The organism is Bradyrhizobium sp. USDA 4532 (genome assembly GCF_024171315.1).
Classification (GTDB): domain Bacteria; phylum Pseudomonadota; class Alphaproteobacteria; order Rhizobiales; family Xanthobacteraceae; genus Bradyrhizobium; species Bradyrhizobium australafricanum.
In genome coordinates this window covers 1221459-1247832 of record NZ_JALJZN010000001.1, presented here as the reverse complement: position 1 = coordinate 1247832, position 26374 = coordinate 1221459, and the positions used below count along the sequence as shown (strand labels likewise).

The following is a 26374-nucleotide window of genomic DNA, read 5'->3' as shown; positions in this document are numbered from 1 at the left end:
CATGACGCAGGGACGCTCGGCGATCCTCGAATTGCACCAGATCACGAAGGCCTTCGGCGGCGTCGAAGCCCTTCGTGGGATCGACTTCGCGCTGCACGCCGGCGAGATCCATGGTCTCGTCGGCGAGAACGGCGCCGGAAAAAGTACGCTGATGAAGATCATCGCCGGCGTGCATCCGGAGTTCTCCGGCCGCTTCATGCTGGACGGCAAGGAGACCCGCTTCCGCTCCACCCGTGACGCGCACGCCGCCGGCATCGGCATGGTGCATCAGGAGCTCAGCGTCGCGCCTGATCTCACGGTCGCTGAGAATGTGTTCCTCGGCAACCAGCCGACCAACCGCCTCGGCTTCGTGCAATGGCGGCGGATGGCGCGCGAGGCCGGCGAGCAGCTGGCCCGGTTTGGCATCGACGTCAACCCGATGACGCGGCTCGGCGATTTGCCGATCGGCCTGCAGCAGCTGATCGAGATCGCTCGCGTGCTGTTTTCCGGCGCACGCATCATCATCCTGGACGAGCCGACCTCCGCCCTCTCTCCGCCCGAGGTCGAACGCCTCTTTGCGACGCTGCACAGGCTGCGCGACGAAGGCACCAGCATCGTCTTCATCTCGCACTTCATCGAGGACATTTTGCGGGTCTCCGACGTGGTGACGGTGTTCCGCAACGGGCGGAAGATCGCGGAGACCGCGTCCGCGGACACCACCAAGGGCGCCCTGATCGAGGCCATGATCGGCCGCGGCGGCGAGGCGCTGGAACACAGCTACACCGATGACATGATGCTCCCGCAATCGAGCGGAGGCGCGGCGGTGCTGAAGGTGGATCAGCTCTCGCTGCGCCGCAGCCTGCGGGACGTCTCGTTCGAGGCCCGCTCCGGCGAAGTGCTCGGTATCTACGGCTTCATGGGCTGCGGGCAGCTGGAGCTGTCGCGCATCCTGTTCGGCAAGCTGCGACCCGACGGCGGAACGCTTGCGGTCGACGGCGCCACGAAGACGTTTCGCAGCACCGCGGCGGCGCGACGGGCCGGCGTCGCCCTGGTGCCGGAAAGCCGGCGCGCCATGCTGTTCCACCAGGAACCGGTCTACAAGAACATCTCGATCAGCATCCTCGAACGGATCTCGGCGCTGCTGCTCAAGCCGGTGCGCGAGCGTGCGATCGCCCAGCGCCAGGTCGAGCAACTGCAGATCCGGCCGCCGGTGGTCGGCCTCGATCTCGGCATGCTGTCCGGCGGCAATCAGCAGAAGGTGGCGCTGGCGAAATGGCTAGCCTATCCGCCGCGCGTCCTGGTGCTGTGCGAGCCGACCCGCGGCATGGATGTCGGCGCCAAGAACGACGTGATCAACATCGTGCGCGATCTCCGCGCCAAGGGGCTGGCGATCATCGTGCTGTCGACCGAGCCGGAGACGGTGCTGTCGCTGGCCGACCGGATCCTGGTGCTGAAGCGCGGCGCGGTGGTGCGCGAATTCGCGGGCGAAGCGGTCAGCAAGGACCGGCTGCTGGAGGCGGCCTAGAGCATGATCCGGAAAAGTGCGAAGCGGTTTTCCGATGCTCAAACAAACAGAGAAAGCGCGATGACCACCTCATCGCGCTTGATGGAGAGACATGATGGCAAGCAGTGACGGCGCCACGGCGCGAGCGGATCACCAGCGGTCGCGCGGGCTGGCGCCCTTCGTGCGCTCGCAGATGCGCAACATTGCGCCGTTCCTGACGCTGATCTTCCTCAGCGCCTTCTTCGCGATCGCGAGCCCGTCGTTTGCCACCATCGACAATGTCGGCAACATCCTCACGCAAGTGTCGGTCACCGGCATCATCGCCGTCGGCCTCACCTTCGTGATCCTGTGCGCCGAGATCGACCTGTCGATCGCCAGCATCGCCAACGTCACCGGCATTGCGGTGGCGTACTTCACGCTGCAGGAATCCTACGTCAACATCGCCAATGTCCCGATGCCGGGCATCGTCGCGATCCTGCTGGCGCTGGCGCTGTGCGCGCTGCTCGGCCTCGTCAACGCGCTGGGGTTGACCATGATCGGCATCCCCTCCTTCATCATGACGCTCGCCATGATGCAGATTGCGGCCGGCGTCTCGGCGCTGCTGGTGCGCGGCCAGATCGCCTACAAGGTGCCGGACCTGATCACGACGCTCGGCTCCGGCTCGATCGGCGGCATCCCCTGGATTGTGATCGTCGCCGCGGTGATGCTGCTCGGCGGCCACCTGGTGCTGACCTACACACGGTTCGGCCGCTACGTCTACATGGTCGGCGGCAACCGCGAGGCCGCGGAATTTGCCGGCCTCAACGTCAAGCTCATCCTCGGCAGTGTGATGGTGATCTCGGCGGTGTGCTCGGGGATCGGCGGCATGCTCGGCGTCGCCCATTTCGGCAGCGCCCAGCAGAACGAGTTCGATACCTATCTGCTGGATTCGATCGCGGCCGTGGTGGTCGGCGGCACCAGCCTGTTCGGCGGCCGCGGCGGCATCGGCAACACCATCGTCGGCCTGTTCGTGCTCGGCGTTCTCAACAACGGCCTCGACCACGTCAATATCGACAGCTTCCTGAAGATCCTGATCCGCGGGTTGATCCTGCTCGCGGCGCTGATCATCAACGTGTACGCGCAGCGGCTGCGGGAACAGGCGGCGGATTAAGGATGAAGGGAGCTGAGCACACAGCTCTCTCCATTCGTCGTCCCTGCGAAAGCACGGACCCATACGCCGCGGCGGGTATTGTTGAAGGAACTCGTCATTCCAGCGTCGCTCAACAATGATCGTTGGTGGTTATGGGTCCCGGCCTTCGCCGGGACGACGCCGAGTGTGTATCGCTTGTGAGTCAAACATCCGCATTCTCGCGACATGATTTGTCCGAGCTTGCTGTTCGTTCCGCCCTCGCGTTGAAGAGGGCGCAGGGAAAGCCGCGCTGCGTAGGACGAGTAGAGCGAAGCGAAACCCATCAACTCTTATCGCGCTGTCAGAATGATGGGTACCGCTTCGCTCCACCCATCCTACGCTTCCCGGCTACCTCGCAAAATCCGGCTGCCAGTGGCGCAGCTCGCGGGCGGCGTAGGTGACCGCGCCGATCGTCGTGTAGGACGGCGCCCCCAGCATCATATTGCGGGCGAGCTTGAGGGCCCGCGCCTCGCAGATCGCGCGCTGCTTCTCGTCGGCGATCCACTCGAAGTCGATGTTGTGCGCGAGACCAAGGATGCGCCGGATGGTCTTGGCCGCGGCGAAGCCGACGGTGTCCTCGAACAGCCGCGCCATGTACGCCTGCCGTTCTGCCTCCAACCGCGCGGCACCTGCCTCGCCGGTAAACAGCGACACCGGATAGCCGTCGCCGTTCGCCTCGCTGCGCCACAGCGCCAGGAACTTTCGGGAAAACTCGCTCCAGACGCCCTCCATGGTCGCGAGTAGCCAGGCCTCGAACGAGGCGCGCTCGCCCGGCGTGCGCTCGTGGCCGGCGGAGGCCAGATAGGCCATCAGGAGGTTGCCGATGACGGCGCCGATGTCGAAGCCCATCGGGCCGTAGAAGGCGAACTCGGGATCGATTACCCTGGTCTCGCTGTCTGTAACCATGATCGAGCCGGTATGCAGATCGCCGTGCAGCAGCGCCTGCGGGCTCGCCATGAATTTCAGCTTCAGCCTGGAGATCGCGACATGCAGGTCGAGGTCCTCGCGGAACGCCGCCGCCGTGGCGTCGAGATACGGCGCGGTCCAGCGGTTCTGCTCGGCGATGCGGTAGGGATCGGTGAAGATCAGGTCTTCTGTGATCTTGCAGAGCGCGTGGTTGCCGGCGAAATCGGCGATGCCCTGCTTCTTCTCCGCGGCCGACAACGCAAGGTCGGACGTGAAGAACAGCGTTTGCGCCAGGAAGGTTGAGATATCCTCGACAAAGCGCGGGTACCACGTGGCCTCGATCAGGCCCTTGCGCATGATGATGTGCGGCTCGAGTAGCTCCATCGCGGTGAGCGCGAGCGGCGCATCATGATGCAGCACCGCCGGCACGAGCATCGGCGCCAGCCGCGCCTGATGCACCAGCGCCATGTGCTCGTAATGCGCCCGCGACAGCGGCAGCGGCCAGCTCTCGCCGACGAGGCGCACATACGGCAGCGCCTGCTTGACCGCGAGGCCGCCGCTTCCGCCCTTGACGATGAAGACGAGATTGAGATTGCCGTCGCCGACCTCGCTGATCGACCAGTCCGCCGGCGCGCCGCCGAGCTGCGCGACGATGGCGGGCAGCCCCGCGAGATAATCCCGCAGATCGGCTTCCCGCAGGATTCGATATGCGCTCGGCCCGGAGCCCGGCTGGGACTGCAGGTTCATCGTGGTCGCCTCCTCCGCATTGCCAGGGCGAGGTTGATCCCCACTCCATTGGCATCAGTTTCTAAAACAGCATCCCCATCGGTACGTAGCCCGGGTGAGCCAACGGGTCGCGCGAACGCGCGCCCGATGACAGGCTCCGCGATACCCGGGAAAGTGATCCCGCATGTCGCTTCGCTCATGCGGGCTACTTCTGCGTATCAGAACGGCATTCCCATCAGCTTCGACAGCCGCTCGATCGAGAGATAGCCGGAATGATAGGCCCACATCGCGATCGCGAAGATCACGGCGGAAATCAGCGTGGTCCACAGCAGCTTGCGGCCCATCCGCGCTAGGATCGGCGCGCCGGGGTCGGTGCCGGGCGCGCCGACATTGTCCTCGTGCTGGCTGCGCACGCCGAACGGCAGCGTCAGGAACAGCACGAGCCACCAAAGCACGAAGTAGATCGCAAGTCCGGTGGAGATCTGGTAAGCCATGCGGCCTCAGGCCTGTTCGATCTCGACCAGGGCGCCGGAAAAGTCCTTCGGGTGGAAGAACAGCACCGGCTTGCCATGCGCGCCGATCTTCGGCTGGCCGTCGCCCAGCACCCGCGCACCCTCGGCGATCATGCGGTCACGGGCCGCGATGATGTCGGGCACGTCGTAGCAGACATGGTGGATGCCGCCGTCGGCATTGCGCTCGACGAATTTCGCGATCGGCGAGGTCTCGCCCAGCGGCTCGATGAACTCGATCTTGGTGTTCGGCAGCGTCACGAACACGGTAATCACGCCGTGTTCCGGCAGCGGCACCGCATCGGAAATCTCGGCATTGAAGGCAGTGCCGTAGATCTTCGCGGCCTGCTTGGCGTCCTTGACCGCGATCGCGACGTGATTGAGCCGGCCCAGCATCTCTCTCTCCCTTTAGTTGAGCATGATCTTTTCGGAAAATCGCTTTGCACTCTTCCGGATCATGCTTAGGCTCAAACCGTCAGAACGTGCACGACGCAGATCGGCTTCTTGCCCCATTGCTCGTTCAGCGCCGCCCGCACCGCGCGCCGCACCGATTCCCCCAGCGCGTCCGGATCGCGCCGCCGCGGCTTCGGCAGGCCCTCGATCGTCGATACCACCACATCGAACACGATGTCGTCGAGCAGTCCGCCCGCCGCATTGTTCTCCGGCATGCCGACCAGATCAACCTCGGGATCGTCGACGAGCTCGCCCTGCTCGGTCATGGCGATGGCGACGAAGGCGCAGCCGGCAAAGCCCATCCGCCGCCGCTCCACCACAGCGCGCGACTTGGCGTCCTCCAGGATGGTTCCGTCCTTGTAGAGCCGCCCCGCCGGCACCTCGCCGATGATGCCGGGCTCGCCGGGCCCGAGCTTGACGAGGTCGCCGTTGCGGCAGGTCAGGACCTTGGGCACGCCGGCGGCGCGCGCCAGCTTGGCGTGTTCGGCGAGATGCAGCGCCTCGCCATGGACGGGGATCAGCAGTTGCGGCCGCACCCAGGAGATCATGTCGCGCAGCTCGTCGCGGCGCGGGTGGCCGGAGACGTGCACCAGATGCTCGCGGTCGGTGATGATCTCGACGCCCTGCATGACGAGGTTGTTGATGATCGAGCCGACCGCCTTCTCGTTGCCGGGAATGGTGCGGGAGGAGAAGATCACGGTGTCGCCCTTGTTCAGGGTGACCTGCGGATGGTCGTCATTGGCGATCCGCGCCAGCGCCGCACGCGGCTCGCCCTGGCTGCCGGTGCACAGCGCCAGCACCTTGTCGGCCGGGAAATGGCCGTAATAGTCGGCGCTGCGGAATTTATGCGAGCCATCGAGATAGCCGCATTCGCGCGCCACCTGCACCACGCGCTCCATGGCACGGCCGACCACGACGACCTCGCGGTCGGCGGCGTTGGCGGCGTCCGCCACCGCCCGCACCCGGGCGACATTGGAGGCGAAGGTCGTGACCGCGACCCGGCCCTTGGCCGCCTTGACCAGCTTCTTGATTGTGGCGGCGACCTCGGTCTCCGACGGCGAGCGCCCGTCGCGCACCGCATTGGTGGAATCGCCGACCAGCGCCAGCACGCCTTCATCGCCGAGCTCGCGCAGCCGCCGCTCGTCGGTCGGCTGGCCGATGATCGGGGTCGGATCGATCTTCCAGTCGCCGGTATGCAGCACGGTGCCGAGATCGGTCTTGATCGCCAGCGCGTGCGATTCCGGAATCGAATGCGCGACCGGGATGAACTCGACATTGAACGGACCGATATCGACTCGCCCGCCCGACGGGATCACCGTGACCGGGATTTTTGGCGGGTTGCGCTCGGCGGCGCATTTGGCCTCGAACAGCGCCGCGCTGAATTGCGTCGCGTAGATCTTGCAGCCGAGCTTCGGCCAAAGATCGATAATGGCACCGAAATGATCCTCATGGGCGTGCGTCAGCACGAGGCCCACCAGATTGTTGCGCTCCTTCTCGAGGAAGCGGACGTCGGGCATGATCAGGTCGATGCCCGGCAGATGCTCCTCGTCGCCGAAGGAGACGCCGAGATCGACCGCGAGGAAGGACCGCTGGTGGCGGTTGCCGAGGCCGTAGATCGACAGGTTCATGCCGATCTCGCCGACGCCGCCGAGCGGCGCAAAGGTGAGCTCGTCCGGACGCGCCATCAGTTCGCCCTCACCGAGGCTGCGGTGCCGAAATAGACCTCGCCGGCGGTCACGGGCAGGCGCTCGCCATCAGCAGTGCGGACGATCAGGCAGCCGGTATCATCGATGGTGTCGAACGTGCCCTCAAGGGTCGCCGAGCCGGTCTGGACCGCGACCTTCTCGCCGAGCCCGGCCGCGCGCTCCAGCCACAGCCTGCGGATCTCGGGGAAGCCGCGGCCGTCGTCCCAGATGCCGCGAAACTCGACCCAGGCGTCCGACAGCGCGGCAAACAGCTCCTCCGCCCCGATCTGGATGCCGAGCGCCGCGAGCGATACGGCCGGCGTCGGCGTCCCCTCTGGTGCTGCGACGACATTGGTGCCGATGCCGACGACGACCGCCAGCCGGCTCCCGATGGCTTCGGCCTCAAGCAGGATGCCCGAGAGCTTCCTGCCGTTGGCCAGCACGTCGTTCGGCCATTTCAGGGTGAACTTCGGGCTGTCCGGCCCGAGCCGCAGCGCCGCCTCGATGCTGACCTTCCGCAGCGCAGCTTCGAGCGACAGCCCGGCGGCGAAGCCGAGGGTAGCGGCGACTGCCGGCTGGACGTCCGTCACCTCGAGGATCGTGCTGGCGAGATTGCCGCGCGGCGCGACCCAGACCCGCTGCCGCCGCCCGCGGCCCGCGGTCTGTTCGGGCGTCACGAACCACATCGGCCCCCGCTCGCCGCCGCGGGCGCGCAGCATCGCCTCGGCATTGGTCGAGCCGATCTGATCGAAGGCGGCGAGCCGATAGCCCGCCGCTATGGCCCGGGGCCCGAGCGTGAAGGTCATGTCAGCGTTATGCGCATGATTGGTTCCGAAAGCCATCCCGATTTCGGAACCGCACGCGTCAAAATAGCGATTTTGCCGCCGCCGTGGCCACACTCACCAGCGGGCCCGGATAGGCGAAGTAGAAGATATTGAAGATGCCGGCGACCGCCAGCACGGTGCGCAGCTCGACGCGGACCGGGTCGAGCTTGCCGAGCGGCTGGTCGAAATACATCACCTTGACGATCGACAGATAGTAGAACGCACCCACCACGCTGGTCAGCACGCCGATCACGGCGAGCGTGAACAGATTGGCCTTGATCGCGGCGACGAACACGTACCATTTGCCGAAGAACCCGGCGAGCGGCGGCACGCCGGCCAGCGAGAACAGCAGCATCGCGAAGATGAAGGCGAGCAACGGGTTGGTGCGGGACAGCCCGGCGAAATCGCTGATCTGCTCCAGCGCCTGGCCGTTGCGCTTCATCGCCAGGATGATGCTGAAGGAACCGAGCGTCATCGCGACGTAGATCGTGATGTAGATCAGGACGCCCTGGGCGCCCTCGACCGTGCCGGAGGCGAGGCCGACCAGCGCAAAGCCCATATGGCCGATCGAGGAATAGGCCATCAGCCGCTTGATGTTGGTCTGGCCGATCGCCGCGAATGAGCCCAGCGCCATCGAGGCGATCGCCACGAACACCAGGATCTGCTGCCACTGGGTGACGATGCCCGGGAACGCGGTCAGCGTCGCGCGGGTGAACACCGCGAGCGCCGCGACCTTCGGGGCGGACGCGAAGAACGCCGTCACCGGCGTCGGCGCGCCCTCATAGACGTCGGGCGTCCACATGTGGAACGGCACCGCCGACACCTTGAAGCAGAGGCCGGCGAGCAGGAACACCAGGCCGAACACGATGCCGATGCTGCCGGTCGTCGCGGCGGCCGCGATGCCGGCGAAGCTGACGGTGCCGGTGAAGCCGTAGATCAGCGAGGCGCCGTAGAGCAGCATGCCCGACGACAGCGCCCCGAGCACGAAATACTTCAGGCCCGCCTCGCTCGACTTGGCGTTGTCGCGCTGGCTGGCGGCGACGACGTAGAGCGCAAGGCTCATCAGCTCGAGGCCGAGATAGAGCGAGATCAGGTCGCCGGCCGAGATCAGCACCATCATGCCGAGCGTCGACAGCAGCACCAGGATCGAGAACTCGAAGTTGCGGCTCGACGGCTGTGACAGGTACTCCGTCGACAGGATCAGGGTTGCCGCCGAGGCGATCAGCGCGAGGACCTTCAGGAAGCGCGCGAAATCATCGACGATGAAGCTGCCGCCGAAGGTCACGAGCTTGCCGGCCGGCAACCAGAGCTCCAGCACGCCGGTCAGCACCAGGAGACAGATCGCCAGCGCCGTGACGAGCCGCGTCGTCCCCTGCCCGCGATAGGCTCCGATCATCAACAGCACCATGGCGCCGACCGCGAGCACCAGCTCCGGGAGCACCGGCTGCAACTGATAACCTGCACTGGAAAAGCTCATGACGAGGGCCTTACTGGACGGTCAGCGCGGCTGCCTTCACGGCAGTCACGGCGGTTTGGTAATTGTTGACGAGCTGCTGCACCGAGGCCGCCGACATGTCGAGCACCGGCTTCGGATAGACGCCGAACAGGATGGTCAGTGCGATCAGCGGGAACAGCGTCACGCATTCGCGGAAGGTGAGATCCTTGATCGACATCAGCGACGGCTTGACCAGCGCCCCGAACACCACCTTGCGGTAGAGCCAGAGCGCGTAGCAGGCCGACAGGATCACGCCGGTGGTGGCGAAGAACGCCGTCGGCAGCGAGATCTTGAAGGTGCCGAGCAGCGTCATGAACTCGCCGACGAATCCGCTGGTGCCCGGCAGACCGACATTGGCCATGGTGAAGACCATGAAGGTCAGCGCGTAGAGCGGCATCCGGTTGACGAGACCGCCATAGGCCGCGATCTCGCGGGTGTGCATGCGGTCGTAGACGACGCCGACGCAAAGGAACAGCGCGCCGGAGACGATGCCGTGCGAGACCATCTGGAACATGCCGCCGGCGACGCCCTGCGTCGTCACCGCGAAGATGCCCATGGTGACGAAGCCCATATGCGCGACGGACGAATACGCGATCAGCTTCTTCATGTCCTCCTGCATCATCGCCACCAGCGAGGTGTAGATGATGGCAATGACGGATAGCACGAACACGAACGGCGCGAAGTCGTGCGAGGCCAGCGGGAACATCGGCAGCGAGAAGCGCAGGAAGCCGTAGCCGCCCATCTTCAGGAGGATCGCGGCCAGGATCACCGAGCCCGCCGTCGGCGCCTCGACGTGCGCGTCCGGCAGCCATGTGTGCACCGGCCACATCGGCATCTTCACCGCGAACGAGGCGAAGAAGGCCAGCCACGCCCAGGTCTGCATCGACCGCGGCACCACGGTGTGCATCAGGGTCGGGATGTCGGTCGTCCCGGCGTTCCAGTACAGCGCCATGATGGCGAGCAGCATCAGGACCGAGCCGAGGAAGGTGTAGAGGAAGAACTTGAACGACGCATAGACCCGGCGCGGGCCGCCCCAGACGCCGATGATCAGGAACATCGGGATCAGGCCGCCCTCGAAGAACAAATAGAACAGCACGAGGTCGAGCGCCGAGAAGGTGCCGACCATCAGCGTTTCCAGGATCAAGAACGCCATCATGTATTCGCCGACGCGCTGCGTCACCGACTTCCAGCTCGCGATGATGCAGAGCGGCATGATCGCGGTAGTCAGGATGATCAGCGGCAGCGAGATGCCGTCGACGCCCATGTGATAGGTGATGCCGGTGGCGAGCCAGGACGCCTTCTCGACGAACTGGAAGTCGGTCGAGGCCGGATCGAAGCGCGCCACCAGGATCAGCGAGATCGCGAAGGTGATCAGCGTGGTCCACAGCGCGATCCAGCGCGCCGTGCGGCTCGCGGTCTCGTCACCGCCCCGCGCCAGCAGATAGACCAGGATCGCACCGACCGCCGGCAGGAAGGTCGTGACCGAAAGGATGGGCCAGGTTGTCATCTACTGGCCTCCCAAGCCGAACATGAACCAGGTGATCAATCCGGCGGCCCCGATCAGCATCGCGAATGCGTAGTGATAGAGGTAGCCGGTCTGCAATTTCACGACGTTGCGGGTGACGTCGAGCACGCGGGCGGAGACGCCATCGGGACCGAAGCCGTCGATGATGAAGCCGTCGCCCTTCTTCCACAGCGTGTAGCCGAGCCACTTCGCCGGGCGCACGAAGATCCAGTCGTACAGCTCGTCGAAGTACCATTTGTTGAGCAGGAACTGGTACAGCATCGGCTGCTGCTGCGCGAGCTCGACCGGTAGGTACGGCCTGCGGATGTAGAACAGATACGAGATGAACAGGCCGAGCGCCATCATCACGGTGGGCAGCGGCGCAAGCCAGCCCGGCATGTGCTCCATGTCCTCGAGGATGTGCGGGTTCATCTTCACGGACTCGCGGAAGAACTCTTCCACGCCGTGCGGGTTGACGAACAGCTCCTTGAACGGCAGGCCCGCCAGGATCGAGCCGGCGGCGAGCACGCCGATCGGCACCAGCATCCACACCGGGCTCTCATGCGCCGCGTCGTAGTGCTTCTGGTCGTGCGGCTCGCCGAAGAACGTCTTGAAGATCAGGCGCCAGGAGTAGAACGAGGTCAGGCCGGCGGCCACGATGGTCAAGAGATAGGCGTAGGTCGCGAACGGATTATGCGCCGCATAGGCCGCCTCGATGATCGCGTCCTTGGAGAAGTAGCCGGCGAACAGCGGGAAGCCGGTCAGCGCCAGGGTGCCAATGCACATCACCGCGAAGGTGTACGGGATCTTGCGCCACAGGCCGCCCATGTTGCGGATGTCCTGCTCGTGATGCATCGCGTAGATCACCGAGCCTGACCCTAAGAACAGCAGCGCCTTGAAGAAGGCGTGCGTGAACAGGTGGAACATGCCGACCGAATAGGCCCCCGCTCCCATCGCCACGAACATGTAGCCGAGCTGCGAACAGGTCGAATACGCGACGATGCGCTTGATGTCGTTCTGCACGAGGCCGATCGTGGCGGCGAAGAACGCCGTGGTCGCGCCGAAGAACATCACCACCGCCTGCGCGGTCGGCGACAGCTCGAACAGCGGCGACAGCCGCGCCACCATGAACACGCCGGCGGTGACCATGGTCGCGGCATGGATCAGTGCCGACACCGGGGTCGGACCTTCCATCGCGTCCGGCAACCAGGTGTGCAGCAGGAACTGGGCCGACTTGCCCATCGCGCCCATGAACAGCAACAGGCAGGTCAAGGTCAGCGCGTCGGCCTGCCAGCCGAAGAAGTTGATGGTCTTGCCGGTCAGACCGGGCGCGGCATGGAAGATGGTCTCGAAATCGGTCGAGCCGACCAGCGCGTAGATCGCGAAGATGCCGAGCGCGAAGCCGAAGTCGCCGACGCGGTTGACCACGAAGGCCTTGATCGCCGCGGCATTGGCCGACGGCTTCTGGTACCAGAACCCGATCAGCAAGTAGCTCGCGAGGCCGACGCCCTCCCAGCCGAAGAACAGCTGAACGAGGTTGTCCGACGTCACCAGCATCAACATCGCGAAGGTGAACAGCGAGAGATAGCCGAAGAAGCGCGGCCGGTTCGGATCCTCGTCCATGTAGCCGATGGAATAGAGGTGGACGAGCGCGGACACCGTGTTGACCACGACCAGCATCACCGCGGTCAGGGTGTCGACCCGCAGCGTCCAGGCCACCTGCAGATCGCCCGAGTTGATCCAGGGCAGCAGCACGACGCGCGCGTCATGGTGCATGAAGCCGACATCGACCAGCGTGAACCACGACAGCGCCGCCGACACGAACAAGAGGCCCGTGGTGATCAGCTCGGCAAGGCGCGAGCCGGCGGCCGCCGGCTCGGAGACATGGTGATCGTCATGGCCATGGTCATCATGGCCGTGATCGTCATGGGCCGCGGAGGCATGGGCGTCGCCATGCGCATCGTCGTGATGGTCGACGGTATCGCCGCTCGGGCAGCGCGCATGGGCACCGACCAGCGAGATAATGCCTGCGAGGATGGCGCCCAGCAGAGGCAGGAATACGATTGCCTGAACCATAACTGCGCCTAGCCCTTCATCAGATTGACGTCTTCAACCGCGATCGAACCGCGGTTGCGGAAATACACCACCAGCACGGCGAGACCGATCGCAGCCTCGGCGGCGGCCACCGTCAGCACCAAGAGCGCGAACACCTGGCCGACGATGTCGCCGAGGAAGGTCGAGAACGCCACCAGGTTGATGTTAACCGACAGCAGGATCAGCTCGATCGACATCAGGATGACGATGATGTTCTTGCGGTTGAGGAAGATGCCGAGGATCCCGAGCGTGAACAGGATCGCGGCGACCGCGAGATAGTGTCCGAGCCCGATCGTCATTTCACCCACTCCGCCGCGTCGGCATCCTGCAGGCCCTGCCCCGACGCCACCTTGCGCATCGCCATCGCCATCTCGGGCGTGCGCGCGTTCTGCACGTTGATGTTCTGCCGCTTGACCTTGGCCTTGTGGCGCAGCGTCAGCACGATGGCGCCGATCATCGCGACCAGCAGCACCATGCCGGCGAGCTGGAAGTAATGGATGTACTTCGTATAGAGCACGAGGCCGAGCGCCTCGGTGTTGCTGACATTGGTCGGGATCGCCGCGGTGATCGTCTTGGTCACGGCCGGGTTGATCACCCAGGCGCCGACGACGAGCAGCAGCTCGAACATGAAGATGCCGCCGATCACGATGCCAATCGGCAGATACTGGATGAAGCCCTCGCGTAGCTCGACGAAGTCGACGTCGAGCATCATGATCACGAACAGGAACAGCACCGCGACCGCGCCGACATAGACCACGATCAGCATCATCCCGAGGAACTCGGCGCCCATCAGGATGAACAGCCCGGCCGCGTTGACGAAGGCCAGGATCAGGAACAGCACGGAGTGCACGGGATTGCGCGAGACAATCACCATGACCGCCGAGGCCACGCAGGCCGCAGCAAACAGGTAGAAGAACAGCGCCGGAAGGATCATGCCCTCACCTCACCGGTATGGCGCGTCGAGCGCGATCGACTTCGCGATCTCGCGCTCCCAGCGGTCGCCATTGGCGAGCAGCTTGGCCTTGTCATAGTACAGTTCCTCGCGGGTCTCGGTCGCGAATTCGAAATTCGGTCCCTCGACGATGGCGTCCACCGGGCATGCCTCCTGGCACAGGCCGCAATAGATGCACTTCACCATGTCGATGTCGTAACGCACCGTGCGGCGGGTGCCGTCGTTGCGGCGCGGGCCGGCCTCGATCGTGATCGCCTGCGCCGGGCAGATCGCCTCGCACAGCTTGCAGGCGATGCAGCGTTCCTCGCCGTTCGGATAGCGGCGCAGCGCGTGCTCGCCGCGGAAGCGCGGCGAGATCGGGCCCTTCTCGAAGGGATAGTTCAGCGTCGGCTTCGGCTGGAAGAAATAGCGCATCGCCAGGAAGAACGCCGAGACGAATTCCGACAGCAGAAGCGAGCGGGCTGTTGCGTTGACATTGACACTCATGACGGCCTCACTTCGGCGCGATGCCGGCGAACTGCAGCACGCCGGCCACGATCACCACCATCGCCAGCGACAGCGGCAGGAACACCTTCCAGCCGAGCCGCATCAGTTGATCGTAGCGGTAGCGCGGCACGATCGCCTTCGCCATCGCGAACATGAAGAACATGAAGAACACCTTCAGGGCGAACCAGACGATGCCCGGAATCCAGGTGAACGGCGGCAGATTGACCGGCGGCAGCCAGCCGCCCAGGAACAGGATCGACGCCAGCGCGCACATCGTGGTGATCGCGACATACTCGCCGAGCATGAACAAAAGATACGGGGTCGAGCCGTATTCGGTCATGAAGCCGGCGACCAGCTCGGACTCGGCTTCGACCAGGTCGAACGGCGGACGATTGGTTTCCGCGAGCGCCGAGACGTAGAACACCACGAACATCGGGAACAGCGGCCACACATACCAGTTCAGGATGGTGAGCTGCGGCAGGCCGATCAGGTGCGCAAGCCCGCGGGTGTTCTGCGCCTCGACCACAGCCGATAGGTTCAGCGAGCCGACGCAGAGCAGCACGGTGATGATGACGAAGCCGATCGAGACCTCGTAGGACACCATCTGCGCCGCCGAGCGCAGGGCGGCCAGGAACGGATACTTCGAGTTCGACGACCAGCCGGCCATGATGATGCCGTAGATCGACAGCGACGAGATCGCGAAGATGTAGAGAACGCCGACATTGATGTCGGAGATCACCCAGCCGAGATCGAACGGGATCACCGCCCAGGCGGCCAGCGCCAGGATGCACGACACCAGCGGCGCCAGCAGGAACACGCCCTTGTTGGAGCCGGACGGAATCACCGGCTCCTTCAGCACGAATTTCAGGAGGTCGGCGAAGGATTGCAGCAATCCGAACGGCCCGACCACGTTGGGGCCGCGGCGGATCTGCACCGCCGCCCAGATCTTGCGGTCGGCGAGCAGGATGTAGGCGATCGCGATCAGGAGTACGACCAGCAGCAACAGGCTCTCCGCGACCATGATGATCAGCGGCCAGAGGAAGCCGGTCCAGAACGAGCTTGCGAAGAATTCAGCCATCAGGTCACGCTCACTCCGCTGCCGTCAGCATTCGGCCCGACGCCAGCCGCGAGCACTCCGCCATCACGGCAGAGGCCCGCGCGATCGGGTTGGTCAGATAGAAGTCCTCGACGGTCGGCTTGAATGCCGCCTTGTCGACGCTGCCGCCCTTGCCTGCCAGCGCCTTGACGTCGTCGGGCTTGCCGGCCTCGATCTGGTCGAGCCGCATCAGATGCGGGTAGGCCTTGAACATAGCCTGACGCAGCGCCTGCAGCGAATCGAACGGCAGCTTCTTGCCGAGCACGTCGGACAGCGCGCGGATGATCGCCCAGTCCTCGCGGGCCTCGCCCGGCGGGAATGCGGCGCGGTTGGCGATCTGCGCCCGGCCTTCGGTGTTGACGTAGATGCCGGACTTCTCGGTATAGGCCGCGCCCGGCAGGATGACGTCGGCGCGATGCGCGCCCTGGTCGCCATGGGTGCCGATATAGACCACGAAGGTGCCGTCCGGCACCTTGATCTCGTCGGCGCCGAGCAGGAACAGCACGTCGAGCGTGCCGAAGGTCGTCATCTGCGCCGCGGTCAGGCCACCGGCCACCGGCGAGAAGCCGATATCGAGTGCGCCGGCGCGCGAGGCGGTATCCTGCAACACGGCAAAGCCGTTCCAGCCGTCCTTCAGCGCGCCGACATTAACGGCGAGCTTGGCGGCCTGCGCCAGCACCGCAGCGCCGTCATGCCTGGTGTAGGCGCCGGCGCCGACCAGGATGATCGGGTGCTGCGCATTCTTCAGCACGTCGGCAAAGGAGTGCTTGCCCGCCACGAGATCGGCCAGCGTGTCAGTACCCGCACCGAGATACTCATGGTCATAGGTGAAATCGGCCTTGGCGCCGATCATGCCGACCTTGAGCCCGCCGGTGCGCCAGCGCTTGCGGATCCGCGCGTTCAGCACCGCGGCTTCCTTGCGCGGATGCGAGCCGATGATCAGGATCGCGTCGGCCTGGTCGATGCCGGCAATGGTCGGATTGAAGATGTAGGAGCCGCGGCCGGCCTTGGCGTCGAACGCATCGCCGCCCTGCACGGCGAGATTGACCGAGCCGAACTTCGCGAGCATTTCCTTCAGCGCATACATTTCGTCGACCGCGGCCAGATCGCCGGCGATCGCGCCGATCCGCTTGCCGTCGCTGCGGCTGGCCTTGGCGGCGATGGCGGCGAAGGCTTCCTGCCAGGTCGCCGGCCGGAGCTGGCCGTTCTCGCGCACATAGGGCCGGTCGAGGCGCTGCGTACGCAGGCCGTCGACGATGTGGCGGGTCTTGTCGGAGATCCACTCCTCGTTCACCGCCTCGTTGATGCGCGGCAGGATGCGCATCACCTCGCGGCCGCGGGTGTCGACGCGGATCGCAGATCCCACGCCGTCCATGACGTCGACCGACTGGGTCTTGCCGAGCTCCCAGGGCCGCGCCGCGAAGGCGTAGGGCTTCGAGGTCAGCGCGCCGACCGGGCAGATATCGACCAGGTTGCCCTGCAGCTCCGAGCTCAGCGCCTGCTCGAGATAGGTGGTGATCTCCATGTCCTCGCCGCGGCCAGTCGCGCCCATTTCCGGCGCGCCGCAGACTTCGGCGGAGAAGCGGACGCAGCGCGTGCACTGGATGCAGCGGTTCATCGAGGTCTTGACCAGCGCGCCGAGATACTTGTCCTCGACCGCGCGCTTGTTCTCGGCGAAACGGCTGGTGTCGACGCCGTAGCCCATCGCCTGGTCCTGCAGATCGCACTCGCCGCCCTGGTCGCAGATCGGGCAGTCCAGCGGATGGTTGATCAGCAGGAACTCCATCACGCCTTCGCGCGCCTTCTTCACCATCGGCGAACGGGTCGAGATTTCCGGCGGCTCGCCCTTCGGGCCCGGCCGGCAGTCGCGCACGGCCCAGGCGCAGCTCGCGACCGGCTTCGGGCCGCCCTTCACCTCGACCAGGCACATCCGGCAATTGCCGGCGATCGACAGCCGCTCGTGATAGCAGAAGCGCGGAATCTCTGCGCCGGCCGCCTCGCATGCCTGCAGCAGCGTGTACTCCGGCGGCACATCGATCTCTTTGCCATCGACGATGATCTTGCTCATGTCTGTCTCAAGTCTTTCCGAGCTTGCAGTCGGGCGGTGCGACGCTCGCGGTTTTCAATGAGGTCTTCACCCATTGCTGGGTGTCGGCGCCGTAGGTCGCGAGATAGGCAGGCTGCGCCTGGTTCTTCTCGCAGAGGAACGGCAGATGCGGTTTCAGGTCGTAGTCACACGATGCCTGCCATTCGCGCTTATCCGCGAAGGCGGCAAAGGTCTCCTCGCAGGCATAGAGGAAATACGAGACAAAACTCTCATATTGGGACCGCTCTTCGCGACCGGCGGCCTTGATGGTCTCGTAGTCCGGCTGAGCGAATTTCGGATTCTGGAATGCGAGATCGGTGTAGCCGAGAAACGCTGAACGCGCGCTGGAAGCACGGTTCGAGGTACGGATTTCGTTGATCTGCAGCAGGATTGCAACAAAGCCGAGCAGCGCCACGGTCGCCTGCGCCATCTGCGCAAGCGTCCCGTACTTCTGCCACCATGCGGCCTGTTGCGTCATCACCAACATTACTCCGCGGCTACCATGTGCATGGGATCGCGAATGCCCTGATCGTCGAGATCGGCCTTGTGCGAATATTGGTCGATGCGCTCTTCGATCTCGTGACGGAAATGCGCGATCAGGCCCTGGATCGGCCAGGCGGCGGCGTCGCCGAGCGCGCAGATAGTGTGGCCCTCGACCTGCTTGGTGACCTCGAGCAGCATGTCGATCTCGCGCTTGTGGGCACGGCCGTCGGCCATCCGGGTCAGGACGCGCCACATCCACCCCGTGCCCTCGCGGCACGGCGTGCACTGGCCGCAGCTCTCATGCTTGTAGAAATAGGAGATGCGCGCGATCGCCCGGATCAGGTCGGTCGACTTGTCCATCACGATCACCGCCGCGGTGCCGAGGCCCGAGCGCAGCTTGCTCAGGCTGTCGAAATCCATCGGCGTGTCGATGATCTGCTCGGCCGGCACCATGCGCACCGACGAACCGCCGGGGATCACGGCCTTCAGATTGCCCCAGCCGCCGCGGATGCCGCCGCAATGCTTCTCGATCAGCTCGCGGAACGGAATCCCCATCGCCTCTTCGACGTTGCAGGGCCGTTCGACGTGGCCGGAGATGCAGAACAGCTTGGTGCCGACATTGTTCGGCCGGCCGATGCCGGCGAACCAGGCGGCGCCGCGGCGCAGGATGTCCGGCGCGACCGCGATCGACTCGACGTTGTTGACGGTGGTCGGGCAGCCATAGAGGCCGACATTGGCCGGGAACGGCGGCTTCAGCCGCGGCTGGCCCTTCTTGCCCTCGAGGCTCTCGAGCAGCGCGGTCTCCTCGCCGCAGATATAGGCGCCGGCGCCGTGCGCGACATAGATGTCGAACGGCCAGCCGTTGATATTGTCCTTGCCGACCAGCTTGGCCTCATAGGCCTGGTCGATCGCCGCCTGCAGCCGCTCGCGTTCGCGGATGAACTCGCCGCGGATATAGACGTAGCAGGCATGCGCGCCCATCGCGAAGCTCGCGAGCAGGCAGCCCTCGACCAAAAGATGCGGATCGTGCCGCATGATCTCGCGGTCCTTGCAGGTGCCGGGCTCCGACTCATCGGCGTTGACGACGAGATAGCTCGGACGGCCGTCCTTGGATTCCTTCGGCATGAAGGACCACTTCATGCCGGTCGGGAAGCCGGCGCCGCCGCGGCCACGCAGACCCGACGCCTTCATCTCGTTGATGATCCAGTCGCGCCCCTTGTCGATGATCCCTTTGGTGCCATCCCAGGCGCCTCTGCGGCGCGCGCCCTCGAGGCCCCAATCATGCAGGCCGTAGAGGTTCTTGAAGATGCGGTCCTTGTCGTCGAGCATGCTCAAAACTTTCCGAACATCACCGATTGGCTTGCGAATAAGCGAGCCCGGCAGCGCAGCCGCCGAACACGATGGCCCACAACAGGCTGGATTCCAGCGTGGCGCTCAGGCCGTAGCGTTGCAGCAGGAACATGAAGCCCGCCGCGACAACGGTATGCAGGGCGATCGTGCGCCAAGCCTTCATCGCAGCGCCCCTTCCCGTCTCATCTGCTAGCACCTGAAAGCTCCGCATCAGGTGGTTTCCTTCAGCGTCGTCGGCCCGCCCGCGGGCGCCGAGAACTGACGGTCGACCTGCGGGCCCGGCTTCGGCGGATTGCCGGCGGCAAAGCCGTCGAGGACCTTGCCGAAGCTTTCCTTGGTCAGGTCCTCATAGGTGTCCTTCCAGATCAGCACCATCGGCGCGTTCACGCAGGCCCCTAAGCACTCGACTTCTTCCCAGGAGAAGTTGCCGTCCTTCGACAGCTGGAAGGGATCGTGATGGATGCGGTGCTGGCAGACCTCGATCAGGTCGGCGGCGCCGCGCAGCCGGCACGGCGTGGTGCCGCACACCTGCACATGCGCCTTCTTGCCGACCGGCGAGAGCTGGAACATGGTGTAGAACGTCGCGATCTCGAGCATGCGGATATGCGGCATCTCGAGCAGGTCGGCGACAGCGCGGATCGCGGCTTCCGAGACCCAGCCGTCATGCTGCTCCTGCACGCGCCACAGGATCGCGATCGCGGCCGAAGCCTGCCGTCCCGGCGGATATTTCTCGATCTGCTTCTTGGCCCAGGCAAGATTCTCGTCCGTGAACGTGAAGCTCGCGGGCTGCAATTCCTTCGGGGCAAGGCGGCGGACGGACATCGATCAAACTCTCATTGCGCGCGGTTCGGATGCGGACATCGTCACCGGTCGACTTCGCCGAACACGATGTCCAGCGAGCCCAGGATGGCGGAAACGTCGGCCAGCAGATGGCCCCTGCAGATGTGATCCATCGCCTGCAGATGGGCGAAGCCCGGCGCGCGGATCTTGCACTTGTAGGGCTTGTTGGAGCCGTCGGCGACGAGGTAGACGCCGAACTCGCCCTTCGGCGCCTCGACCGCGGCATAGATTTCGCCGGCCGGCACGTGCACGCCTTCGGTGTAGAGCTTGAAGTGATGGATCAGCGCTTCCATCGAGCGCTTCATCTCACCGCGGCGCGGCGGCGCGATCTTGTTGTCCTCGACCACGACCGGGCCCTGCCCGTCGGGTGCCTTGAGCTTCTGGATGCACTGCTTCATGATGCGCACCGACTGGCGCATCTCTTCCATGCGGATCAGATAGCGGTCGTAGCAGTCGCCGTTCTTTCCGATCGGAATGTCGAAATCCATCTCGGCGTAGCACTCGTAGGGCTGCGACTTGCGCAGGTCCCAGGCCGCGCCCGAGCCGCGCACCATCACGCCGGAGAAGCCCCACTCCCAGGCTTCCTTGAGCGGCACCACGCCGATATCGACGTTGCGCTGCTTGAAGATGCGGTTGCCGGTGAGCAGCCGATCGAGGTCGTCGACGACCTTGAGGAACGGATCGCACCACGCCTCGATGTCGTCGATCAGCTTCGGCGGCAGGTCCTGATGCACGCCGCCGACGCGGAAGAACGCCGCGTGCATGCGCGAGCCCGAGGCGCGCTCATAGAACACCATCAGCTTCTCGCGCTCTTCGAAGCCCCACAGCGGCGGGGTCAGCGCGCCGACGTCCATCGCCTGGGTGGTGACGTTGAGCAGATGCGACAGGATGCGGCCGATCTCGCAATAGAGCACGCGGATCAACTGGCCGCGGCGCGGCACCGTAATGCCGAGCAGCTTTTCCGCCGCGAGGCAGAACGCATGCTCCTGGTTCATCGGCGCGACATAGTCGAGCCGGTCGAAATAGGGAATCGCCTGCAGATAGGTCTTGTGCTCGATCAGCTTCTCGGTGCCGCGGTGAAGCAGGCCGATATGCGGATCGACGCGTTCGACGACTTCGCCGTCGAGCTCCAGCACGAGGCGCAGCACGCCGTGCGCCGCCGGATGCTGCGGCCCAAAGTTGATGGTGAAGTTACGAAGGTTTTGCGGCTGTTCATTCATGGCTTCGGCTCCGCCTTGGCCTTCTCATCGCCGGGCAGCGGATAGTCCGCGCCTTCCCAGGGCGAAAGGAAATCGAACTTGCGGAATTCCTGGTTGAGCCTGACCGGCTCGTACAGCACCCGCTTCTCCTGGTCGTCGTAGCGGACCTCGACGAAGCCGGTGAGCGGGAAATCCTTGCGCAGCGGATGGCCGTCGAAGCCGTAGTCCGTCAGCAGGCGGCGCATGTCGGGATGGCCGGTGAAGATCACGCCATAGAGGTCGTAGGTCTCGCGCTCGAACCAGTCGGCGCCCGGGAAGACGCCGATGATCGACGGCACCTGCGTGGTCTCGTCGGCCTGCCCGCGCAAACGGACGCGCGCGTTCAGCGTCGGCGACAGCAGATGGTAGACGACGTCGAAGCGCTTCTCGCGGCTCGGATAGTCGACCGCGGTCACGTCGGTGACGTTGACGAAACGGCAGCCGGGATCGTCACGCAGAAACCTGGCGACCTCCACGATTCTGCCAATCTCGACGTCGATAGTGAGCTGATTGAACGCGACCGAGTGCGCCGTGGCCGCGCCCGGAAGCGCGCTCACGATCGTCTGCCCAAGGGCGTCGAGCTTGCCGTCGTCCATACCTGAAACCTTAGCGTTCAATAGTGCCGATACGGCGGATCTTCTTCTGCAGCAGCAGCACACCGTAGAGCAGCGCTTCCGCCGTGGGCGGGCAGCCGGGCACGTAGATGTCGATCGGCACGATGCGATCGCAGCCACGCACCACCGAATAGGAGTAGTGATAGTAGCCGCCGCCATTGGCGCAGGAGCCCATCGAGATCACGTAGCGCGGCTCCGGCATCTGGTCGTAGACCTTGCGCAGCGCGGGCGCCATCTTGTTGGTCAGGGTGCCCGCAACGATCATCACGTCGGACTGCCGCGGCGAGGCGCGCGGTGCGAAGCCGAAGCGTTCGACGTCATAGCGCGGCATCGAGACCTGCATCATCTCGACCGCACAGCAGGCGAGACCGAAGGTCATCCACATCAGGGAGCCGGTGCGCGCCCAGGTGATGAGGTCATCGGCTGCAGCGACGAAGAAGCCCTTGTCGGACAGCTCGTGATTGACCTCGAGGAAAAACGGATCATTGGCGCCGACCGGCTTACCGGTCGACGGATCAAGGATACCCCTCGGAGCCATGGCGATCTCAGATTTGGCAATCGCCGGCTGGGAGGTTGCGGCGGTGGGGCTCAATCCCATTCGAGCGCGCCTTTCTTCCATTCATACGCAAACCCGACCGTCAGCACGGCCAGGAACACCATCATCGACCAGAACCCGGTGGCGCCGAGCTTTCCGAACGCCACGGCCCAGGGGAACAGGAACGCCACTTCGAGGTCGAAGATGATGAAGAGGATCGCCACCAGATAGAACCGGACGTCGAACTTCATGCGGGCGTCGTCAAAAGCGTTGAATCCGCATTCATAGGCGGACAGCTTTTCCGGGTCCGGCGATTGGAACGCGACCAGGAACGGCGCGATCAGGAGTGCCAGACCGATCAGGCTCGCGACTCCGATAAAGACCACAAGCGGGAGATAATTCTGCAGGATGCCGGTCATCGGCGAGGCCTTCTTGCTGCGGTTTCGGACATGCCGCAGATTCGTTGATTGGAATTGTTCTTGAGGCTTTAGCGCAGCGCAACAGGGGGCGCAAGACAAGCTATTTTGACGCTTTTACCGTCCTTCCCGCGGGCTCTTGGCCTCATCAGGCGGATGCGCTTGCCTCCATGGGCAACGCCGCGGCGGCCATCCGGTGCCCTGCGCTCTCCCCATATCAGCCCAGCCCCCGCTCGGCAGCGAGCATCTCGGCGGCGGTCAGGGTGAGCCGATCGATGTGTCCGAGCAGCAGCTCAAGATCCCCCGGCGCAAGCTGTTCCAGCAGGTGCCGGTTTCGCTCCTGCGCGCCGGCCACGATGGCATCATGGGCTGCCAGGCCGGCCTTGGTGAGAGAGACCAGGGTCTCCCGGTTGTCGCGCGGATTGGCCGCCTTCGCCACCAGCTTGCGCGCCACGAGCTCGGCGAGCGCCCGGCTGATCTGCCCCTTGTCCATGCCGACGGCCTCGGCGAGCCGCACCACACTCATCGGCGGCCGCCGGCCGAGCGAGGCGACCAGCCCGAACTCGACCGAGGACAGGCCGGTCAGGCGCTTGTAGCGCAGCATCGCGCCGCGCCTGAGCAGGTTCGCCAGCACCATCAGCCGCGACGACATCATCGCGGTGATCGGCGCCAGTTCGGAATCGACAACGGCCTCCGGCGGCAAGGCCCTCTCAGTCCTGAGCTTCTCGGTCATCACCAACCTCTGCCAACAAAGCCGCGCGCTGCCAAGCTCAACGATATCGTTGACATTGTCATCTATCTATCGTTGACTTAGTCAACGATAGATCAGCCGCCGGCGCCCGACCAGCGGCGGGGAGGACAACATGACGATCACCCAGCGGGACCGCGATCTCGGCACGGCCTATGCGATGAAGCCGTCGAGCACCCGGACCGAGCTCACCTCGGTCGGCCGCGGCACGCCGATGGGCGAGCTGTTGCGCCGGTATTGGCAGCCGGTCGGCCTCACCGGTGACGCCTCCGATATCCCCAGAAAAGTCCGCGCACTTGGCGAAGACCTGATCCTGTTCCGCGACCGGCATGGCCGGGCCGGCCTGCTACATGCGCGCTGCTGCCACCGCGGCACCACGCTCTATTACGGCAAGGTCGAGGAAGACGGTATCCGCTGCTGCTATCACGGCTGGAAATTCGACACCGAGGGCCGCTGCCTCGAACACCCCTGCGAGCCCGACGGCGGCCTGTTCAAGGACAAGGTGCGCCAGCCCTGGTATCCGGTGCAGGAACGCTACGGCCTGATCTTCGCCTATATGGGGCCGGCCGGGAAAAGGCCGGTGCTGCCGCGCTACGAGTGCCTGGAAAACATGGACGACGGCGAGTTCGTCGAGGCCGACGATTCCTCGATCGGCGGCGGCGGCCCTGCCGTGATCCCCTGCAACTGGCTGCAGCATTTCGAGAACGTCGCCGACCCCTACCATGTGCCGGTGCTGCACGGCTCGTTCTCAGGGCCGCAGTTCACCAACATGATGGCCTCGATGCTCGACGTGAAGTTCGAGATGTCGCCGCGCGGCATCACGGTGCGTTCGATCCGCAGGCAGGACGACGGCAAGGTGTTCTATCGCGTCACCGAGGCCGCCCTCCCCACACTCCGCGTCGTGCCCAATCCGCGCGTCGCGCAGTTCGCGCGCGTCGAATCGATCGGCTGGACCTTGCCGATCGACGACACCTCGTTCCGCATCTACGTCGCCGGCCGGGTCAAGAACGCGGGCGATATCGGGCGGATGCGCTCGAAGTTCAACGGCAAGTTCTGGTGGGACATGACCGAGGCCGAGCACCAGCAATTTCCCGGCGACTACGAGGCCCAGGTCGGCCAGGGAGCGGTGACGATCCATTCCGAAGAGCATTTTGGCCAGAGCGACCGCGGCATCCTGATGATCCGCCGGATGCTCGCTGACCAGCTCGAGGCCATGGCCACCGGCCGCGACCCGATCGGGGTGTCGTTCGACGCCGACACGAGGCCGGTCGAATTCGAGGCAGGGAATTACATCCGCGAGGCGTAAGGCCCGCGCGCAAGCAACAACAACAAAGAAGATCGGGGGAGGAAGTGATGGTCGATGTCGCACCGCAGGCGGCCGCGCCAACGCAAGCTGCGGCCGCGCCCTCGGCGCGCCGCTACTACGTCCTCGCCTTGCTCACGATCATCTACGCCCTCAACTTCCTCGACCGCACCATCTTCAACGTGCTGATCGAACCGATCAAGAAGGAGTTCACGCTCAGCGACACCACGATGGGCCTGCTCGCCGGGTTCGGTTTCGTGCTGTTCTATTCGCTGCTCGGCATTCCGATCGCGCGGATGGCCGATCGCCTCAACCGCCGCAACATCGTCGCGGTCGCCTTCGCGTTCTGGAGCGCGATGACCTATCTCTGCGGCCTCGCCTCCAGCGTCACGACGCTGGCATTGGCCCGGGTCGGCGTCGGCATCGGGGGTCGGCGGGCACGCCGGCCTCGCAATCGATGATCGCCGATCTCTTCGACAAGAACGAACGACCGCGCGCGCTCGGCATCTACGCGATCGGCACCTATCTCGGCGTCTTCCTCGGCTATTTCATCGGCGGCTATGTCAACCAGCACTATGGCTGGCGGATGGCGTTCTTCACCGCCGGCCTGCCCGGCATCGCGCTCGCCGCCGTCTTGTGGCTGACGATCGCCGAGCCGAAGCACGGCGCGATGGCCGAGACCTTCAAGGCCGAGCCGCTGGGGCCGACGCTGCGTTTCCTGGTATCGCAGCCGAGCTTCGTCATCGTGCTGATCGGCTCTTGTCTGATGACCTACACCAACTACGCCACCGCGGTGTGGATCCCGCCGTTCCTGGCGCGGATCCATCACCTCACCAGCGCCGAGATCGGCACCTATGCCGGCACCTTCAAGGGTCTCGCCGGCATGGCGGGCACGCTGATCGGTGGCCTCGTGGTGGCGCAGATCGGCCGTCGCGACGACCGCTGGAAGCTGTGGGCGCCCGCGATCATGTCCGGTCTCGCCGGCCCGGTGTTCGCGCTGTGCATGCTGACGCAAAGCTTCACGCTGATGGTCGCGACGCTGGCGCTGACCTCGTTCATGGTCGGCTTTCATCTCGGCCCGATCTTCGCGATTGCGCAGACGGTGGCAAAACCCAGCATGCGCGCGCTGGCCTCGGCGATCGTGCTGCTGACCGCGACCTGCTTCGGCCAGGGCGTCGGCCCCCTCGCCGTCGGCATGATCAATGACGCGCTGAAAGGCACCTACGGCGTCGATGCGGTTCGCTACTCGCTGCTGTCGGCCGCGCTCACGACGACGCTCGGTGCCCTGCTGTTCGTGTTGGCGGCACGCGCGATCCGCGCCGACATCGCGCGCGCGAGCTAGCACCCGTCTCAGCCGAGCCGGCGCGTGATGTCAGGCTG

General features: G+C 65.0%; 25 protein-coding genes and 1 pseudogene. 4 read left to right on the top strand and 22 right to left on the bottom strand.

Features of this window, described 5'->3' with window-relative positions:
- The first annotated feature begins 1 nt into the window (after window position 1).
- Both J2R76_RS06055 and J2R76_RS06050 read left to right on the top strand, forming a co-directional pair.
- Window positions 2–1504 (top strand): sugar ABC transporter ATP-binding protein, encoded by a 1503-nt coding sequence (locus J2R76_RS06055; protein WP_253623821.1) that lies wholly within the window; start codon window positions 2–4, stop codon window positions 1502–1504.
- Between the two features lie 94 nt (window positions 1505–1598).
- Window positions 1599–2633 carry an ABC transporter permease gene (locus J2R76_RS06050; RefSeq protein ID WP_057016587.1) on the top strand — a complete coding sequence of 345 codons (1035 nt, stop codon included), beginning with the start codon at window positions 1599–1601 and terminating at the stop codon, window positions 2631–2633.
- A 366-nt stretch (window positions 2634–2999) separates the two neighbouring features.
- On the opposite strand, the gene mtnK is transcribed toward J2R76_RS06050, so the two are convergent.
- The 22 genes from mtnK to J2R76_RS05940 all read right to left on the bottom strand — a co-directional run bounded on the left by mtnK (window position 3000) and on the right by J2R76_RS05940 (window position 23676).
- Complete coding sequence (gene mtnK / locus J2R76_RS06045) at window positions 3000–4304, bottom strand: S-methyl-5-thioribose kinase (RefSeq protein ID WP_253623820.1); 1305 nt, start codon at window positions 4302–4304, stop codon at window positions 3000–3002.
- 197 nt (window positions 4305–4501) lie between these two features.
- The gene (locus J2R76_RS06040) at window positions 4502–4777 is read right to left on the bottom strand and encodes a DUF1467 family protein (protein WP_057016477.1); all 276 of its coding nucleotides are present in this window, start codon (window positions 4775–4777) and stop codon (window positions 4502–4504) included.
- A 6-nt stretch (window positions 4778–4783) separates the two neighbouring features.
- Window positions 4784–5188, bottom strand: a complete 405-nt coding sequence (gene mce, locus J2R76_RS06035) for a methylmalonyl-CoA epimerase (RefSeq protein WP_057016476.1) — start codon at window positions 5186–5188, stop codon at window positions 4784–4786.
- A gap of 71 nt (window positions 5189–5259) precedes the next feature.
- Window positions 5260–6930 carry a ribonuclease J gene (locus J2R76_RS06030; RefSeq protein ID WP_253623819.1) on the bottom strand — a complete coding sequence of 557 codons (1671 nt, stop codon included), beginning with the start codon at window positions 6928–6930 and terminating at the stop codon, window positions 5260–5262.
- Window positions 6930–7736, bottom strand: a complete 807-nt coding sequence (locus J2R76_RS06025) for a biotin--[acetyl-CoA-carboxylase] ligase (RefSeq protein WP_076825413.1) — start codon at window positions 7734–7736, stop codon at window positions 6930–6932. Before J2R76_RS06025 ends, J2R76_RS06030 begins: the two co-directional genes overlap by 1 nt.
- Before the next feature lie 58 nt (window positions 7737–7794).
- Window positions 7795–9231 carry an NADH-quinone oxidoreductase subunit NuoN gene (gene nuoN, locus J2R76_RS06020; RefSeq protein WP_057016475.1) on the bottom strand — a complete coding sequence of 479 codons (1437 nt, stop codon included), beginning with the start codon at window positions 9229–9231 and terminating at the stop codon, window positions 7795–7797.
- A gap of 10 nt (window positions 9232–9241) precedes the next feature.
- Complete coding sequence (locus J2R76_RS06015) at window positions 9242–10756, bottom strand: NADH-quinone oxidoreductase subunit M (RefSeq protein WP_076825362.1); 1515 nt, start codon at window positions 10754–10756, stop codon at window positions 9242–9244.
- Window positions 10757–12829 carry an NADH-quinone oxidoreductase subunit L gene (gene nuoL / locus J2R76_RS06010; protein ID WP_076825360.1) on the bottom strand — a complete coding sequence of 691 codons (2073 nt, stop codon included), beginning with the start codon at window positions 12827–12829 and terminating at the stop codon, window positions 10757–10759.
- A gap of 8 nt (window positions 12830–12837) precedes the next feature.
- The gene (gene nuoK, locus J2R76_RS06005) at window positions 12838–13146 is read right to left on the bottom strand and encodes an NADH-quinone oxidoreductase subunit NuoK (protein WP_016841823.1); all 309 of its coding nucleotides are present in this window, start codon (window positions 13144–13146) and stop codon (window positions 12838–12840) included.
- Complete coding sequence (locus tag J2R76_RS06000) at window positions 13143–13781, bottom strand: NADH-quinone oxidoreductase subunit J (RefSeq protein WP_028333975.1); 639 nt, start codon at window positions 13779–13781, stop codon at window positions 13143–13145. The genes nuoK and J2R76_RS06000 overlap by 4 nt, the downstream gene beginning before the upstream one ends.
- A 9-nt stretch (window positions 13782–13790) precedes the next feature.
- Window positions 13791–14285 carry an NADH-quinone oxidoreductase subunit NuoI gene (gene nuoI / locus J2R76_RS05995; protein ID WP_018271854.1) on the bottom strand — a complete coding sequence of 165 codons (495 nt, stop codon included), beginning with the start codon at window positions 14283–14285 and terminating at the stop codon, window positions 13791–13793.
- 7 nt (window positions 14286–14292) lie between these two features.
- On the bottom strand, window positions 14293–15363 hold the full coding sequence (nuoH, locus tag J2R76_RS05990) for an NADH-quinone oxidoreductase subunit NuoH (RefSeq protein WP_018271855.1): 1071 nt from the start codon (window positions 15361–15363) through the stop codon (window positions 14293–14295).
- A 10-nt stretch (window positions 15364–15373) separates the two neighbouring features.
- Complete coding sequence (gene nuoG / locus J2R76_RS05985) at window positions 15374–17449, bottom strand: NADH-quinone oxidoreductase subunit NuoG (RefSeq protein ID WP_253623818.1); 2076 nt, start codon at window positions 17447–17449, stop codon at window positions 15374–15376.
- Between the two features lie 7 nt (window positions 17450–17456).
- Window positions 17457–17948: a hypothetical protein gene (locus tag J2R76_RS05980; RefSeq protein WP_143270708.1), complete on the bottom strand. Its 492-nt coding sequence runs from the start codon at window positions 17946–17948 to the stop codon at window positions 17457–17459.
- A gap of 5 nt (window positions 17949–17953) precedes the next feature.
- On the bottom strand, window positions 17954–19279 hold the full coding sequence (nuoF, locus tag J2R76_RS05975; RefSeq protein WP_057016471.1) for an NADH-quinone oxidoreductase subunit NuoF: 1326 nt from the start codon (window positions 19277–19279) through the stop codon (window positions 17954–17956).
- Window positions 19280–19298: 19 nt separating this feature from the next.
- The gene (locus J2R76_RS05970) at window positions 19299–19511 is read right to left on the bottom strand and encodes a hypothetical protein (RefSeq protein ID WP_035631350.1); all 213 of its coding nucleotides are present in this window, start codon (window positions 19509–19511) and stop codon (window positions 19299–19301) included.
- Complete coding sequence (gene nuoE, locus J2R76_RS05965; RefSeq protein ID WP_029080758.1) at window positions 19511–20122, bottom strand: NADH-quinone oxidoreductase subunit NuoE; 612 nt, start codon at window positions 20120–20122, stop codon at window positions 19511–19513. The genes J2R76_RS05970 and nuoE overlap by 1 nt, the downstream gene beginning before the upstream one ends.
- Window positions 20123–20163: 41 nt before the next feature.
- Window positions 20164–21360, bottom strand: coding sequence for an NADH-quinone oxidoreductase subunit D (locus J2R76_RS05960; RefSeq protein WP_076825356.1), 1197 nt, complete (start codon window positions 21358–21360; stop codon window positions 20164–20166).
- Window positions 21357–21974 (bottom strand): NADH-quinone oxidoreductase subunit C, encoded by a 618-nt coding sequence (locus tag J2R76_RS05955; RefSeq protein WP_076825355.1) that lies wholly within the window; start codon window positions 21972–21974, stop codon window positions 21357–21359. Before J2R76_RS05955 ends, J2R76_RS05960 begins: the two co-directional genes overlap by 4 nt.
- A gap of 10 nt (window positions 21975–21984) precedes the next feature.
- Window positions 21985–22530, bottom strand: a complete 546-nt coding sequence (locus tag J2R76_RS05950; RefSeq protein WP_176936700.1) for an NADH-quinone oxidoreductase subunit B family protein — start codon at window positions 22528–22530, stop codon at window positions 21985–21987.
- 50 nt (window positions 22531–22580) lie between these two features.
- Window positions 22581–22946: an NADH-quinone oxidoreductase subunit A gene (locus tag J2R76_RS05945; protein ID WP_018271860.1), complete on the bottom strand. Its 366-nt coding sequence runs from the start codon at window positions 22944–22946 to the stop codon at window positions 22581–22583.
- 214 nt (window positions 22947–23160) lie between these two features.
- The gene (locus tag J2R76_RS05940) at window positions 23161–23676 is read right to left on the bottom strand and encodes a MarR family winged helix-turn-helix transcriptional regulator (protein ID WP_057016467.1); all 516 of its coding nucleotides are present in this window, start codon (window positions 23674–23676) and stop codon (window positions 23161–23163) included.
- Between the two features lie 130 nt (window positions 23677–23806).
- On the opposite strand from J2R76_RS05940, the gene J2R76_RS05935 reads away from it, so the two are divergent.
- Both J2R76_RS05935 and J2R76_RS05930 read left to right on the top strand, forming a co-directional pair.
- The gene (locus J2R76_RS05935; protein ID WP_253623817.1) at window positions 23807–24997 is read left to right on the top strand and encodes an aromatic ring-hydroxylating dioxygenase subunit alpha; all 1191 of its coding nucleotides are present in this window, start codon (window positions 23807–23809) and stop codon (window positions 24995–24997) included.
- Between the two features lie 47 nt (window positions 24998–25044).
- Window positions 25045–26336: pseudogene (locus tag J2R76_RS05930) on the top strand (spinster family MFS transporter).
- The last annotated feature ends 38 nt before the right edge of the window (window positions 26337–26374 follow it).

Excerpts from the sequence above, each read along its gene's own strand:
- J2R76_RS06055 (WP_253623821.1), top strand. The coding sequence starts at position 2 with ATGACGCAGGGACGCTCGGCGATCCTCGAATTGCACCAGATCACGAAG.
- J2R76_RS06050 (WP_057016587.1), top strand. The coding sequence starts at position 1,599 with ATGGCAAGCAGTGACGGCGCCACGGCGCGAGCGGATCACCAGCGGTCG.
- mtnK (WP_253623820.1), bottom strand. The coding sequence starts at position 4,304 with ATGAACCTGCAGTCCCAGCCGGGCTCCGGGCCGAGCGCATATCGAATC.
- J2R76_RS06040 (WP_057016477.1), bottom strand. The coding sequence starts at position 4,777 with ATGGCTTACCAGATCTCCACCGGACTTGCGATCTACTTCGTGCTTTGG.
- mce (WP_057016476.1), bottom strand. The coding sequence starts at position 5,188 with ATGCTGGGCCGGCTCAATCACGTCGCGATCGCGGTCAAGGACGCCAAG.
- J2R76_RS06030 (WP_253623819.1), bottom strand. The coding sequence starts at position 6,930 with ATGGCGCGTCCGGACGAGCTCACCTTTGCGCCGCTCGGCGGCGTCGGC.
- J2R76_RS06025 (WP_076825413.1), bottom strand. The coding sequence starts at position 7,736 with ATGACCTTCACGCTCGGGCCCCGGGCCATAGCGGCGGGCTATCGGCTC.
- nuoN (WP_057016475.1), bottom strand. The coding sequence starts at position 9,231 with ATGAGCTTTTCCAGTGCAGGTTATCAGTTGCAGCCGGTGCTCCCGGAG.
- J2R76_RS06015 (WP_076825362.1), bottom strand. The coding sequence starts at position 10,756 with ATGACAACCTGGCCCATCCTTTCGGTCACGACCTTCCTGCCGGCGGTC.
- nuoL (WP_076825360.1), bottom strand. The coding sequence starts at position 12,829 with ATGGTTCAGGCAATCGTATTCCTGCCTCTGCTGGGCGCCATCCTCGCA.
- nuoK (WP_016841823.1), bottom strand. The coding sequence starts at position 13,146 with ATGACGATCGGGCTCGGACACTATCTCGCGGTCGCCGCGATCCTGTTC.
- J2R76_RS06000 (WP_028333975.1), bottom strand. The coding sequence starts at position 13,781 with ATGATCCTTCCGGCGCTGTTCTTCTACCTGTTTGCTGCGGCCTGCGTG.
- nuoI (WP_018271854.1), bottom strand. The coding sequence starts at position 14,285 with ATGAGTGTCAATGTCAACGCAACAGCCCGCTCGCTTCTGCTGTCGGAA.
- nuoH (WP_018271855.1), bottom strand. The coding sequence starts at position 15,363 with ATGGCTGAATTCTTCGCAAGCTCGTTCTGGACCGGCTTCCTCTGGCCG.
- nuoG (WP_253623818.1), bottom strand. The coding sequence starts at position 17,449 with ATGAGCAAGATCATCGTCGATGGCAAAGAGATCGATGTGCCGCCGGAG.
- nuoF (WP_057016471.1), bottom strand. The coding sequence starts at position 19,279 with ATGCTCGACGACAAGGACCGCATCTTCAAGAACCTCTACGGCCTGCAT.
- J2R76_RS05970 (WP_035631350.1), bottom strand. The coding sequence starts at position 19,511 with ATGCGGAGCTTTCAGGTGCTAGCAGATGAGACGGGAAGGGGCGCTGCG.
- nuoE (WP_029080758.1), bottom strand. The coding sequence starts at position 20,122 with ATGTCCGTCCGCCGCCTTGCCCCGAAGGAATTGCAGCCCGCGAGCTTC.
- J2R76_RS05960 (WP_076825356.1), bottom strand. The coding sequence starts at position 21,360 with ATGAATGAACAGCCGCAAAACCTTCGTAACTTCACCATCAACTTTGGG.
- J2R76_RS05955 (WP_076825355.1), bottom strand. The coding sequence starts at position 21,974 with ATGGACGACGGCAAGCTCGACGCCCTTGGGCAGACGATCGTGAGCGCG.
- J2R76_RS05950 (WP_176936700.1), bottom strand. The coding sequence starts at position 22,530 with ATGGCTCCGAGGGGTATCCTTGATCCGTCGACCGGTAAGCCGGTCGGC.
- J2R76_RS05945 (WP_018271860.1), bottom strand. The coding sequence starts at position 22,946 with ATGACCGGCATCCTGCAGAATTATCTCCCGCTTGTGGTCTTTATCGGA.
- J2R76_RS05940 (WP_057016467.1), bottom strand. The coding sequence starts at position 23,676 with ATGACCGAGAAGCTCAGGACTGAGAGGGCCTTGCCGCCGGAGGCCGTT.
- J2R76_RS05935 (WP_253623817.1), top strand. The coding sequence starts at position 23,807 with ATGACGATCACCCAGCGGGACCGCGATCTCGGCACGGCCTATGCGATG.